Source organism: Microcoleus sp. B4-C2, from assembly GCF_036705265.1.
Taxonomy (GTDB): Bacteria; Cyanobacteriota; Cyanobacteriia; order Cyanobacteriales; family Microcoleaceae; genus Microcoleus.
This window is the reverse complement of the sequence record NZ_JAUBUB010000016.1, coordinates 45,771-58,201: the sequence shown is the minus strand read 5'-3', so window position 1 is coordinate 58,201 and position 12,431 is coordinate 45,771. Positions and strand designations below refer to the sequence as shown.

Sequence of the window (12,431 nt, the reverse complement as noted above, 5' to 3'; positions counted from 1 at the left end):
GAGGCTATTAATTACCATATTGAGCCTTTGACCGCAAAACTTTAGAGGTAAAATTGCCGATTTTAGATCCTTGTTTCTCAAATCTGGAATCTCAAATCGAATGACTCGGCTGCAAGCTATTTGTAACTGCCCAGCGCAGCTCAAGCGCATAAATTAAAATGATGGCCTCATGGAAGACCGCTTTAACACCCGAGACCCGAATTCTAATATAAATCAATTGATAGTTTCTACTCCTTTTTTTGCAGGATTACCCGATCCTGTAATCGAGAGAGCAACTGTCCACATCGTTACCCGAAGTCATCCGTCAAATCAAGTGATTTTACTCGAAAATGACTGGGGAACATCAGTGTATTTTATATTGGATGGTTGGGTGAAAATTCGCACCTACAACCTAGACGGAAAAGAAGTAACACTGAATATTTTAGGGAAAGGAGAATTATTCGGGGAAATGGCCGCGATCGAAGAAGCACCGCGATCGACAGATGTGATCACCCTAGCCCCGACACTGATCGGCAATATGCCATCTCAGGATTTTGTGCAGCTCATTCATACCGAGCCTCTAGCAGGCATTCGCCTAGCTCAACTGATGGCGCGTCGCCTGCGACAAGTCAACCGCCGCCTGCGTTTACGAGAGTCCGACAGTACCTCGCGAGTAGCAGATATTCTCTTATTTTTGGCCGAAGGGCAAGGCAAAAAAATCCTGGAAACAGGAGGTACAGAAATACCGAACCTGCCACACAGAGAATTAAGCAGCCTCAGCGGGCTGGCTCGCGAAACAGTAACGCGAGTGCTCAGCAAGCTGGAAAAAAAAGGAACTATTCAGCGCGAACGTGACGTTTTGTGCATTCCCGACCTGCACGCCTTAGAGCGTCTGTTAGTCTAGAAGTATCAGAGTTTGCTTTTATTGAATCTAATTCAAAAGCACTCTCTGTTAACTAAGTGATATTAATGATTTCCTGCAGGAGGTAAAGCTGTGAGTTTTAAGAAAATTTTCGCCGCCTTAGATGATTCTGAACTGGGCCACCGTGTCTTCACGCAAGCTTTAGAATTAGCTCTGAACGATCGCGCCCAGGTGATGCTATTTAACTGCGTTACTGTCAGCACGCTGGGGGAGACGGCAGTGCCAATTCCGGTAGATTTGGGCATGAATGTCGAGTTAATGGATCAAGCTTATCAAGCTCAACGTTTGCGGCTGGAAAGCGACGTAAAACACGCTTCGGGTTTGCTAAAAAATTACTGCGACGCTGCAGCAAAAAAAGGATTGCAGGTAGAATTTGACTGCAAAAAGGACGGCAATCCGGGGCATTGTATCTGTGAAGCCGCCGAAAATTGGGGCGCAGATTTAATAGTATTGGGGAGGCGCGGCCGCACGGGGTTCGCAGAAGCTTTCCTCGGCAGTGTCAGCAATTATGTCGTTCACCACGCATCTTGTTCGGTTTTGGTAATCCAGGAAGGCAAAATTGAAAAATAATGCTGCTGAAAATGTTTGCTGAAAAAATCGATCGAAAATAAGACTTGCGCTCCTGGCTGATTCCCGGTTTCTGCGAGCAATATTAAATTTGGCGGCGAGGCATCCAAACACTGAAACCGGGAATCAGCCGTATCGGGGGCCAGTCCCGTAAAATCTAAAATCTAAAATCTAAAATCGGATGAGTGATTTTTTGTCAGCAGATGCTGCGTCTAATTCGGGTAGTTCACCCAGTACAAATAACGAGCCCCAAACCGCCGATATTTCAGCAATGACTGGCGATCGCCCAAATCCCGATCCGGGGAAGCACATCTCTGGGGAAGCGCCTTTAAGGCTGGTAGAAACGGCTTTTTTGGCAAGTACCGCTAGCTTAATTTGGCTGGTAAATTATTACTTTCCGCTGGGGCCTTTGCTGCGGGTTTTTTTTCCGATACCCATCGCCCTGGTTTACTTGCGCTGGGGCAACCGAGCAGCTTGGATGGCAGCTTTGGTATCGGGTTTGCTGCTGTCGGTACTAATGGGCCCGACGCGGAGCATTTTATACGTGATGCCTTTTGGAATTATGGGAGTTGCACTGGGAGGACTTTGGAGGCGCAAAGCGAGTTGGTCACTCTCTATTAGTGTGGGTGCTCTCATTGGTACTGTCGGCTTCTTTTTTCGGTTTTGGCTGCTGTCAGCCTTGGTGGGTCAGGATCTATGGGTTTACGTAACGGCCCAGGTAACAGAGATGGTGGAATGGGTGTTTGTGAAGCTGGGCTGGCTTAATGTACCGAGTTTGGACACAATTGGGGCGATCGCAGCCGGGATGATTTTAGTTAACAATATTGTCTATTTATTTGTAGTGCATTTAGTAGCTTTGCTGCTATTAGATCGTTTGGGAAATCCAATTCCGCGGCCGCCAAGCTGGGTGCAACTTTTGATCGATTATGAAGAGTAGTTATTGGGAGTTGTTGACTGTTGACTGTTGACTGTTGACTAATAACTAATAACTAATGACTAATGACTAATTTATGATTGGTATTTATACAGAAATAGAACAGGGGCAGCGATGGCTCGATCGCTATCGAGGACGAAAACCGATATTTGCCTGCGTGTTAGGATTTACCGCGACAGGCTTAATTCCGGGGATTTCAGCAGCAGGAGCAACCCCGCACGATCGACAATTTACTTGTTTAGCCGATGCAGAATTTTTGTATAACGGCCCCCAACCGTCGCCCCAATATCCTTTGCCGCCCCTAGAAGCGGGTGCCTCGCCGGTACTAATATCTCGCGCTGTAGTCGAAGCTTTGGAACTTCCGCTTTACCTATTTAATGCTGGTTTGCCCCTCCCACCTCCCGTACCTGCAATTGACTTGGGGGGCACTCCGGCAAAGTGTCTGATTTCTGGGAATGCTTTAGAACTCGAAACAGTCAAACATTTGCTCGAACAAGGATTAATTTGGGGAGCTAAATTGGCTGCTCAAACTAATGGCAGTTATTTAATCTTAGGGGAGTGCGTAGTTGGGGGAACGACTACTGCTTTGGGCGTGTTAATGGGTTTGGGTATTGCAGCGGCGGGCAAAGTTAATAGTTCTCATCCTCGCTGCAATCACGCTCAAAAATTGGCTGCAGTGACAGCGGGACTCAATAATGCTGAGTGGGAAATTAACGGACAAAACAGCACTCCCTTGGAATTGGTAGCGGCGGTGGGCGATCCGATGCAAATAGCGGTGGCGGGAATGGCGATCGCCGCGAGTCGGACTTGCGGGGTGCTTCTGGCTGGGGGTACGCAAATGCTGGCAGTGTACGCTTTGATGGAAGCCTTAGCCCGTGAATATGCTCTGCTATGGAGTCCCGAACAAGTTGCGGTGGGGACTACGCGCTGGGTGGCCAAAGACCCTACAGGAGACACGGTAGGACTTGCTAATGAGATCGGCGGTGTGCCTCTGTTGGCCGCGCAGCTAAGTTTTGCTGGATCTCGCTACGGGCAACTGCAAGCTTACGATCGCGGCTATGTTAAGGAAGGTGTCGGTGCGGGAGCGTGTGCGATCGCCAGTGGCTTGACTGCAAATTGGACTCCAACTCAACTCCTCCACGCTGTTGAAGCTTTAGCCTCGCGCTGTGAGATTAAACATTAAGTAGATAGTTATAAGAATCGATGCCAGATTTGTGAACTTCTCTCTTTCTTCTCTTTCTTCTATCTCTCTGCGTCCTCTGCGCCCTCTGCGGTTTGTAAAAAAATCTTGTTCACCAAAGAAATAGCCTTCCTATTTCTACACAATATCTCGCTTTCATGCAGTATTCTTCCTGCTAATTGCGGGAGATAAAAAACTCTATGCAATGAATCTATAAGTAGACGAGCATAAATCAACGCAACTTGTATTTTTTTTTATTACTACCCGCTCCCCGCTAGCAATATTTAATTAGGCCCGCCTAGATGTTGCGAGTGCATTCTTTTGGAGAGCAACTGTTCTTCCAAGGCGGCAATTCGATTGTAAGCTGCTGTTAGCTGAGCAGTTAAGCGCTGGATTTGAATCTCTGCGCTCAGCTCTTTTTCCAGGCTTTGAGAATTCTTGTCGAAGTAGCTGTCATCTAACAGTATGTCTTTGTGTTCGAGGAGGCCATCGAGACTGCTGTAGCTTTGATAGGGCGAGGTTTGGTCATTTCCTAGCGTTCCAGAGCGATCGTTTCTCTGTTGCTGGGTCAGCTTCGTCTCCTTGGCCGACTCCAAGAGCTTTTCATTGAGGTTTTCTATGAGTTTGTAGAGGGCCTCGACTTGTTGGCTCAATACTGTAACTTGCTGGCGGAGCGCTTCCATACAATTATCCTTTGGCTCGTAACTTAATATCTTTACATTTTAGGTAAATCTTTACATAACTTGGATTTATCACTAAATTATTTAATTTTTGACTTAATTGTTGTGTTCCCAATCCTGACGGTAGATTTAGGGAGCCAGCTTGAAGATAATCGCTCGCCATTGGTGAGTCGATTGTAGATTTTAGATTTTAGGTTTTACATAGTCTTGGACAGAGCAACCGGGTGGGTTAACCCCCATTCTTGGTTCAAACCTTCAATCAGAGTTAAAACGTCTGGTTTCTGAGAGTCGGATCGCAGAGCGTCCTATTAGATTGACTTCGCTCTCGCCCGTGCTTTCAGGATTCAGATGAGTGGATTTTTAGTTTTTTTAGTTAGTGACATCCTCCCACACCAAATCAAAGATTATGGTGTGGGCTTCCCAACATCACTGCTGGGTTTTCCTAGTTTTCCCCTTGCGGGATTTCGCCTCTGACCTAGACTGACTTTCATCAATCCCCGGCAGACCGACTGCATAGGCGTTTTCTATTCCGCAAAGTCCTTGCGTACTGATGAGTTCCAAACCACGCAACCTAATGACTTCTGATGCTGCATGATCTCTATCTGTTTCGTATCCGCACTCACCACATCTATGAACTCGTTCGGAAAGCTCTTTTTTACCCGTATGCGTGTTGCACTTAGGGCAAGTTTGAGATGTTCCATCTGGATTGACCCGGAGGAAGTAGATTTGATGCTTTTTAGCCACCCACTCCAACAGATTGAGAAATTGACCAAAAGCAGCATCCAAGGTATGTTTTCTCAACATCCCCCTGGACATCGCTTTCAAGTTCAAGTCCTCAACAAAGACCATCCCAATACCTTCCTTGGTACACAAATGGTTAGCCAGTTTGAATTGCCAATCCTTCCGAACTCTAGCGATGTGGTTGTGGAATCTGGCAACCTTGATTCGAGCTTTCTCACGGTTCTTAGAACCCTTTTTCGTTCTGGCATACTTACGTTGCAGCAATTCCAGCTTGCGGTACAAAGATGTCAAGAATCGGGGTCTAGCAATAAACTCTTTATCCGAGGTTGTCAAAAACTTGGACAGTCCCAAATCGATACCCAGCGCATCGACCTGCGGTTGAGCGTCAGGTATCGACATATCAGACTCAATTGTCACTACAACGAACCACCTATCAGCTTTCCTCAAAACCCGTGCTTGCTTAACCACAAACCCCTCTGGGATAGGTCGATGCAAGTTGATAGGCATCTTCCCAACTTTGGGCAAGCTTATCTGCCATCCCGTAATGGGGTTGATTTTGAATTGAGGAAACAGCATGGACTTGATTTGTCCAAACTTCTTGAAGCGAGGAAAGCCAAACCCCCGCGACTGAAAATAATTCCAAGCATCATGCAATCTGCGAATGGTAGTTTGCAGAACTTGAGAAGGGGCTTCGCCCAACAACGGGAACTTTTTCTTCGCTTTGGGAAGTTCGTTCTGTTGAGCGTAATAGGTAGGGAATGGCTTGTCGGCTGGAATGATGTATTCTCTCTCCAGCGAACAATAATCCAAACTACATTTACGCGAATTGACCCAATCTTTGATTTCTCGCAAAGCGTAGTTATAAACCTTGCGATAAATTTCCAACCAATGAAGCATCGTTTCTTCTTGGTTGGCGTCGGGATAAATTCGGTAGCAGTAGTTCATGATAAGAGTCATACAGTCAACTCTAACACAGAACTACGGGTCTATAAACCTACATATGCTACCGATTTCACGCCTGATTGACCGGATAAAATCGGTCTGGGGGCGTCCATGTATCGCAACACCAAATCAAAGATTATGGTGTGGGACTTATTGCTCCCCCAGACCCCCTCGAATAGTTAAAAAATGTAACACAGATGCAGTCGATCGACCCGGCTGGCGAGCACAACTGGCTCAAAGGAACTTTTCGCACAGAAATTAGGCGTTAAGTTGAGGGAGTTTTCGGCATCGGAAAGCTCGATCGACAAGGTAGAAGGTAAAATCAGGGCAAGAGCCAATCGATTGCGCGATTTTAGATTTTAGATTTTAGATTTTAGATTTTAGATTTTAGAATTGAAGCATTGACCCCATGGATAAATTCGGGGGATTGTATCCTGGATGCTTTCGGTCAAACAGACTCTCTTGGCAGCAGAACCGAGTACAATGGCTCTGTGTTTGAAAAAGAAATAAGACAAATCGGCGCCAACTACCGGACTCGACAAACAATTATTTCCCCGGCTGTAGAACACAAAACGATGGGTCAATATTTAGAAAAGCGGATTGACAGGTGAAACGAAGGTCTTTGCTATTGGGGGCCGCCACCCTAACTTTAAGTCAATTGGCGGCAGGGTGCGACTCGAAGCCCATTCTCAAAATTCGATCGCTCAAAAACGGTATTCCGGCCCAACTGGTAAGCAAATTTAGGCGCGATGTACAACCGTCTCCGCTTTTACAGGTAACGCAAGAACCACAATTAAAAGAATTATTCGCCCTGTTGCAGGAGTGGAAACGGGTTCCCGAATCAAAAAATCAAGCTAACTTGGTGATGTTGGGAGATTACTGGCTGACTTTGGCAATTAGGCAAAAATTGATTCAGCCGATCGATCCTGCTAAGTTTGCTAATTGGTCACAATTGCCCGAAAGATGGCAAAAACTCGTCAGGCGTAACGATGAGGGTAAATTAGATCCTCAAGGTAAAGTGTGGGCTGCACCTTACCGCTGGGGAAGTACGGTAATTGCCTATCGAACCGACAAATTTAAGGCTTTGGGGTGGACTCCGACAGATTGGAAAGACTTGTGGCGATCAGAATTGCGCGATCGAATTTCTCTCCCGGACAGTGCCAGAGAAGTTATCGGTTTAACATTAAAAAAACTCGGAAAATCTTACAATACGCAGCAATTAGATCAAGTCCCAAATCTTAAAAAAGAACTCGCAAATCTGCACCAACAAGTTAAACTTTATAGTTCTGACGCTTACCTGCAACCATTAATTTTAGGCGATACTTGGTTGGCAGTAGGTTCCTCTGGGGACTTGCTGCCGCTGCTGCAAACTCAAAAGGATATTGCTTTAGTAGTTCCGGTTTCGGGAACTGCACTTTGGACGGATTTGTGGGTACAACCAGCATCAGGGAATCCAGTTTCTTTAGTGGAAAAATGGATTGATTTTTGCTTGCAGCCTCGGGTTGCTCCTCAATTATCTTTGCTGGCAAAGGCTAGTTCGCCGATAATTGTTGGCATGAAACCCGAAGATTTACCGGAAGCTGTTCGCACTAATTCTGTGTTGTTGCCGGATGCTAAGATTCTTGCTGCTAGCGACTTTCTGCTGCCGTTTGGGGATGCGGGCATTTCGCTGTATCGATCGCTCTGGCAAGAAACTAGGCAAGTAGTGAGAAGTTAAATTACAGTCATCCCGCGAGCCCGCCAGGGGTTGAAACCCCTGTCTAATAGCTAAAGTCCTCTCAAAGAGGACTGAAGAACTCATTAGTCGTCTTCAGACGACTTTAGCTTTGAGGCAGGGGTTTCAACCCTTGCCGGACTATGGGTTTGACCTTAAGTTGACACTCCCAAAGGCACGGCGCCGTGTCCTAACTCTTGTAAGGACACTAATCTAAAAGCCTTTCACCCTTCCTCGAAGACCTGGATTTGAGAGAGATTCTAAATCAATCCGACAGTTAAGCCGATCGCCCTTGCATGAATAAACTGCCAAAGCAGTGCCTTGACGGTTGCAAACTCGCACATTGTAACCATAATCGTTGGCGACAGTGCCAAAGCGGTTAACAAACTGATAGCGTTCCATATAATCGAGCAAACTCCAAAGTTGGCGGTTGACTATGAGAATTACCCAAGTATTGCCGGGATCGACAAACCAGCGATCGAGCAATTTGCCGCCAAATAGTTTTTGAGCTAACCACAGACTCGGCACGCTTTTTTCGGTTTGCGAAAGCGGGGGCGACGGGAAATTAGCAGCGCTGCCAGTCGGGCAGACAGGCTCCTGGGAAAAAGCCGCAGATTGTCCCCACAGCAAGGCTCCTAGGCACGCATAACAGGCGATCGGGAACAAAAATAAACTTTTTGTCAAAATGCCATGCCTGCGGGGAGAAACTTGATTTTCGTGGCGCATTTTGGGGTAATTCATCATATTCATCATATTATTAGACAAGATTGCATAAATCATTCATTGATACAGAAACCGCAGATGTAAGGCAGATAAACACGGATAAACGCAGATAATTTTTTAAATTACTCGTTACTAGGCTGGAGCCTAGTAACGCAGATCCGGAGGCTCTGCCTCCATGTTTCCAAGCGAGGCAGAGCCTCTAGATTTAGGTTCCCAGGCTAGAGCCTGGGAACAAGTTAATTTTATTATTATTCAGTCCGCGGAGGCGGACATTGTTTGTATAGTAGCGGTTTCAACCCCCGACTCTTATTGCTGCTGCTTTCATTGTTAAAATTCCGATCGCCTAAACAATGAAGCAGGCAGACAAGCAGTAAAAGTAGAACCGCAATTTAACTCGCTAGAAACTTCAATATCGCCGCCCATCATCTGACAAAAACGCTGGCTGATAGTCAGTCCCAAACCAGTACCGCCGTACTTGCGAGTAGTTGAATTGTCGGCTTGAGTGAAAGGCTGGAACAGTCGCTCTTGTTGTTCTTGTGTCATGCCGATACCCGTGTCCGTCACTCGGAAAATTAAAAAATCTGCATCCAAAATTAACATTTGAGCAACTCTCGGTTGATATTTATTTTTTAATTCTTCACTGGTAATTCTTTCGACAGTAAGCACGATCGCCCCATTAGCAGAAAATTTAGCAGCATTGCTGAGCAAATTCAGCATTACCTGCCGCACTTTCATCAAATCGCCGTGCATCGCGCCGATATTGTCAGAACTCAATACTTGCAAAGTATTGCCGTTTTTATCCATTAGCGGTTTGATAGTTGTTACTACTTCCTCGATTAAGCCTCCAACATCGAAGCTTTCGAGGTAAATCTCCATCTTGTCAGCTTCAATTTTGGAAATGTCTAGAATGTCGTCAATTAGGCGCAGCAAGTGTTTGCCAGCAGTGCGAATTTTGTCTAAATCCGAGACTACCTGTAAGTTGCCTAACTCTTCGGCATCTTCCGCTAGCATATCGCTGTAGCCGATAATCGCGTTCAGGGGAGTGCGTAACTCGTGGCTCATATTTGCCAGAAAAGCACTCTTGGCGCGGTTGGCGAGTTCTGCGGCTTCTTTAGCCAACTGCCATGCTTCCTCAGCGTCTTTGCGTTCGGTGATATCCCGAAGTGTCGCCACCACCGCTTCGACGCTGCCGTCTGTCGCACAAACCGGGCTGAGAATGTACTCGTAGTCGCGGGTTCCCCAGCTTGCGGTGGGGACAATTACTTCGCCTTTGACGGGTTCGGCTGTGGCAAATATGCCCTGGCATTCTTGGTGAACCCGCTGCATAATTGTTGGCGGCCAGCCTAATTCCTGCCAGGTTTTGCCAATCATTTCTCTGGGGTTCATGCCGGCAGCTTGAGCGGCGGTGCGGCTGACATAGGTGTATTTTCCCGATCGATCTACTAGAAAAATTAGGTCAAGAGAAGCACCGAGAATGCCGTCAACTGTTCTGGCGTGTCGGGCTACTTGAGCCGTCATTTGTCTGACTGTGATGGCGCCGCGGACTCTGGCGGCGAGTTCAAACCGCAAGAGTTCGTTGGCTTGTTTGAGGAATAGGGTGCGCTGTTCGACTTCTATTTCTAGTTCTGCTTTGGCTTTTTCTAGGGTGCGTTCGGCAAGTTTGCGATCGCTCACATCTGTAGAAATTGTACCGACTGCATAAGCTTTACCTTCGGAGTTGCAGAGGGGAAATTTCAGAGAAATATAAGTGTGCGGGCCATCGTCTTGAGGGATGATTTCTTCGATGGTTAGGGGCGAGGAGGATTCGAGAACTTTCAAGTCGTTTTCTCGCAGGGCTGCTGCTTTGTCTTGGGCAAAAATATCGCCGTCAGTTTTCCCTGTTATTTGCTCTTTGGCGATGTCGAACAAATTGTCAAAATGGCGGTTGGTGAGCAGGTATTTTCCGTCAGCATCTTTGATGTAAATTACTGCTGTTGAGTTGTCTAAAATCGCTTGCAGCAGTGCTTCGCTCTTTCGCAGGGCTTTTTGAGTGTTTTGGCGATCGACTATTTCTGGCTGCAATTCCCAGTTGAGGCGATTTAAGTCTTGCCAAGCTTCCTGGACTAGATTTAAGGCGATCGCGCTTTTTTCTAATTCTGTATTTTCTGTATTTACCTGCCGCGACTGGTTTGAGACGGAGTTTGCGGGCAATTCTAGGGGTTGGAAAGCAAGCGGGATGTGGGGATTTGCGATCGGTCGAGCGCCCGCAATTTTTTTATATCGAAAATCGACTGCTAATTGACCATCTAAACTAGATTTTTTAGGAAATAAATCGGGGAATTCGCCGAAATTTAAATTGTCATAAATTATATCAAATGTCCGCGATCGCTGCGACAGTTCGGCGCTGGAGTTAAATGCCCAATTCCCCTCTGCTGTTGATAAATCTGAGTTAGCGCGTTTAGCAATCCGGCGGGTGACGGCAACTCCCAAGGCGAAGGGGACAATGGCAGCCGCAGACATTGCCAGCAGCCAGTTGTTTGCCCACCAAGTTTCTATTGATGTTTTGGGGATGAATCGCACTAAAATTGCTGCGGGTTTTCCCGCTAAATTGCCAAGGGATTTGGCAGCTACTGCATAAGTTTGACTGGCTGTTTGTACGTTTCCGGTGACTGGTTTGCCGGCGGCTGCGACTGCTGATTGCAGCAGCGATTTCTCTGCCAGCAAGTCTGGTAACTGTTGGTTTTTTGTAAATGTTTGCGAAGCCAAAACAAATTTGCCGTCAGCCAGCGGTGCGTAGATAGCCTGATATCCGCCGCCCTGTAATTTGAGGGTTTCGGTGTTAGCAACCGCCGAAGTTTGGCTGATAATTTTTTCTAACACTAAGGCCGCAATCACTGTCTGATTTTTGGGATCTTTTATGGGAATTGCTGCGTAGTGGAGGAGAACAGGTCGATCGCCCTTTCCGGGCGACAAAGATCCCAATTGTTCCTGAAATTCTGATTTAGCAATGATTTCGGTAGCGGTAATTGGGTTTTTTGTAGCGAATACTCGATCGACTATTTGTTGCAGGTTAAAACTTTTTCCCTTCTGGTTGGGGTTGACGCTAACCACTATCTGCCTGTTTTTTCCAACTAAGGCCGCGCTGTCTATTTCCCCTGTTTTGACTTGATTTTCTAGAATTTGCTTGACAGATTTTTGCAAATATGATGGTTTTTTGCCACTGTTGTAAGCTAAAGCTGTTTGGGCGATCGTTTTGCTGTCAGAGGAGTTTTGCAAACGATCGGCGGCGCGATCGAGTGGTAGATTATAGTTAATTTCACTAAGGCTCAGTTCTGATTTAGCTTGATTTTGCAGTTGATTGCTTCCAACTGCCGATGTTAGCCAAATTGCTGCTGTCGTTAGTCCGACGGGCAAGATTGTTTGTAAAGTTAGCAGTCCGATTAGCTGTTTTCTGGTAACAGATAAGTTGTAGGTACACGGCTTGAAAGCTGCTTTCAATCTTCTTTCGGAAGTCGCAACTTTAGTTTGCTGCAGACAATTTTGCTGGCTGTCGTTTAACTGAGTATGAGCCATAGTAGTTGATGCGGGATCGGTTATAGATGACAAGCAATCAATTTTAGATTTTAGATTTTAGATTTTAGATTTTAGATTTTAGATTTTAGATTTTAGACTTTAGCGTGAGCGCTCAGTTGAACGATTTTAGATTTTATATCGAGTTCGGTTAATCACTCCTATCCTATCCGGTCGAGCGACCGAGATTTTTGTAGGGGTTCGTGAGCCAAAAATACCTGCCAATAATTGACAATCTCCAAAACCCGCCCCGACCGGGATATTATGGTTAATCGATCGGACATGATATCATCATAAAATTGTTGCCTCTCGTCGCCGTCAACCAAGCAAGAAAATGACTGGGGTATTCTCAAAAAAATCGGTTTCTCGCTGTTAATTAGATTGTGTTATTTAGTTGTTTTTACATATAATACTGTCGGCTCCTATTTAAAGTGTGTTGGGAGCATCCAAATGAGTGCTTTCACAGGAGTATTAGCGGTTATACAGCATATTCGGTGGTT

General features: G+C 46.1%; 11 protein-coding genes. 6 read left to right on the top strand and 5 right to left on the bottom strand.

Translation table 11 applies throughout. The annotated features are described in order from the left end of the window. Positions 1-169 precede the first annotated feature (169 nt). The 4 genes from QUB20_RS08030 to cobT all read left to right on the top strand — a co-directional run bounded on the left by QUB20_RS08030 (position 170) and on the right by cobT (position 3,585). Positions 170-883 (top strand): Crp/Fnr family transcriptional regulator, encoded by a 714-nt coding sequence (locus QUB20_RS08030; RefSeq protein WP_190663937.1) that lies wholly within the window; start codon positions 170-172, stop codon positions 881-883. A gap of 90 nt (positions 884-973) precedes the next feature. Further along, positions 974-1,471: a universal stress protein gene (locus QUB20_RS08025; RefSeq protein WP_333245415.1), complete on the top strand. Its 498-nt coding sequence runs from the start codon at positions 974-976 to the stop codon at positions 1,469-1,471. Between the two features lie 178 nt (positions 1,472-1,649). Beyond that, positions 1,650-2,405, top strand: a complete 756-nt coding sequence (locus QUB20_RS08020) for a DUF2232 domain-containing protein (protein ID WP_333245412.1) — start codon at positions 1,650-1,652, stop codon at positions 2,403-2,405. 73 nt (positions 2,406-2,478) lie between these two features. Continuing rightward, on the top strand, positions 2,479-3,585 hold the full coding sequence (gene cobT, locus QUB20_RS08015; RefSeq protein WP_333245410.1) for a nicotinate mononucleotide-dependent phosphoribosyltransferase CobT: 1,107 nt from the start codon (positions 2,479-2,481) through the stop codon (positions 3,583-3,585). A gap of 281 nt (positions 3,586-3,866) precedes the next feature. Here the strand turns inward: cobT and QUB20_RS08010 are convergent, their stop codons facing one another. The 3 genes from QUB20_RS08010 to QUB20_RS08000 all read right to left on the bottom strand — a co-directional run bounded on the left by QUB20_RS08010 (position 3,867) and on the right by QUB20_RS08000 (position 6,283). Beyond that, on the bottom strand, positions 3,867-4,265 hold the full coding sequence (locus QUB20_RS08010) for a hypothetical protein (RefSeq protein ID WP_242715966.1): 399 nt from the start codon (positions 4,263-4,265) through the stop codon (positions 3,867-3,869). Positions 4,266-4,688: 423 nt separating this feature from the next. Continuing rightward, positions 4,689-5,960, bottom strand: coding sequence for a transposase (locus QUB20_RS08005; RefSeq protein ID WP_333245408.1), 1,272 nt, complete (start codon positions 5,958-5,960; stop codon positions 4,689-4,691). 164 nt (positions 5,961-6,124) lie between these two features. Then, positions 6,125-6,283, bottom strand: a complete 159-nt coding sequence (locus tag QUB20_RS08000) for a hypothetical protein (protein WP_333245404.1) — start codon at positions 6,281-6,283, stop codon at positions 6,125-6,127. Between the two features lie 63 nt (positions 6,284-6,346). Between QUB20_RS08000 and QUB20_RS28645 the strand changes: the two genes are divergently transcribed. Then, entirely contained in the window at positions 6,347-6,556 is a 210-nt protein-coding gene (locus QUB20_RS28645) for a phycobiliprotein lyase (protein ID WP_445299383.1), read from the top strand. Then, positions 6,553-7,662 carry an extracellular solute-binding protein gene (locus QUB20_RS07990; RefSeq protein ID WP_333245401.1) on the top strand — a complete coding sequence of 370 codons (1,110 nt, stop codon included), beginning with the start codon at positions 6,553-6,555 and terminating at the stop codon, positions 7,660-7,662. The genes QUB20_RS28645 and QUB20_RS07990 overlap by 4 nt, the downstream gene beginning before the upstream one ends. 210 nt (positions 7,663-7,872) lie before the next feature. Here the strand turns inward: QUB20_RS07990 and QUB20_RS07985 are convergent, their stop codons facing one another. Further along, positions 7,873-8,403: a hypothetical protein gene (locus tag QUB20_RS07985; protein WP_333245398.1), complete on the bottom strand. Its 531-nt coding sequence runs from the start codon at positions 8,401-8,403 to the stop codon at positions 7,873-7,875. A 306-nt stretch (positions 8,404-8,709) separates the two neighbouring features. Beyond that, on the bottom strand, positions 8,710-11,934 hold the full coding sequence (locus tag QUB20_RS07980; protein ID WP_333245396.1) for a PAS domain-containing protein: 3,225 nt from the start codon (positions 11,932-11,934) through the stop codon (positions 8,710-8,712). Positions 11,935-12,431: the final 497 nt, after the last annotated feature.

What these genes read in the sequence shown, in the direction of transcription:
- QUB20_RS08030 (WP_190663937.1), top strand. Translation starts at nt 170, where the DNA reads ATGGAAGACCGCTTTAACACCCGAGACCCGAATTCTAATATAAATCAA.
- QUB20_RS08020 (WP_333245412.1), top strand. Translation starts at nt 1,650, where the DNA reads ATGAGTGATTTTTTGTCAGCAGATGCTGCGTCTAATTCGGGTAGTTCA.
- cobT (WP_333245410.1), top strand. Translation starts at nt 2,479, where the DNA reads ATGATTGGTATTTATACAGAAATAGAACAGGGGCAGCGATGGCTCGAT.
- QUB20_RS08010 (WP_242715966.1), bottom strand. Translation starts at nt 4,265, where the DNA reads ATGGAAGCGCTCCGCCAGCAAGTTACAGTATTGAGCCAACAAGTCGAG.
- QUB20_RS08005 (WP_333245408.1), bottom strand. Translation starts at nt 5,960, where the DNA reads ATGACTCTTATCATGAACTACTGCTACCGAATTTATCCCGACGCCAAC.
- QUB20_RS07985 (WP_333245398.1), bottom strand. Translation starts at nt 8,403, where the DNA reads ATGATGAATTACCCCAAAATGCGCCACGAAAATCAAGTTTCTCCCCGC.
- QUB20_RS07980 (WP_333245396.1), bottom strand. Translation starts at nt 11,934, where the DNA reads ATGGCTCATACTCAGTTAAACGACAGCCAGCAAAATTGTCTGCAGCAA.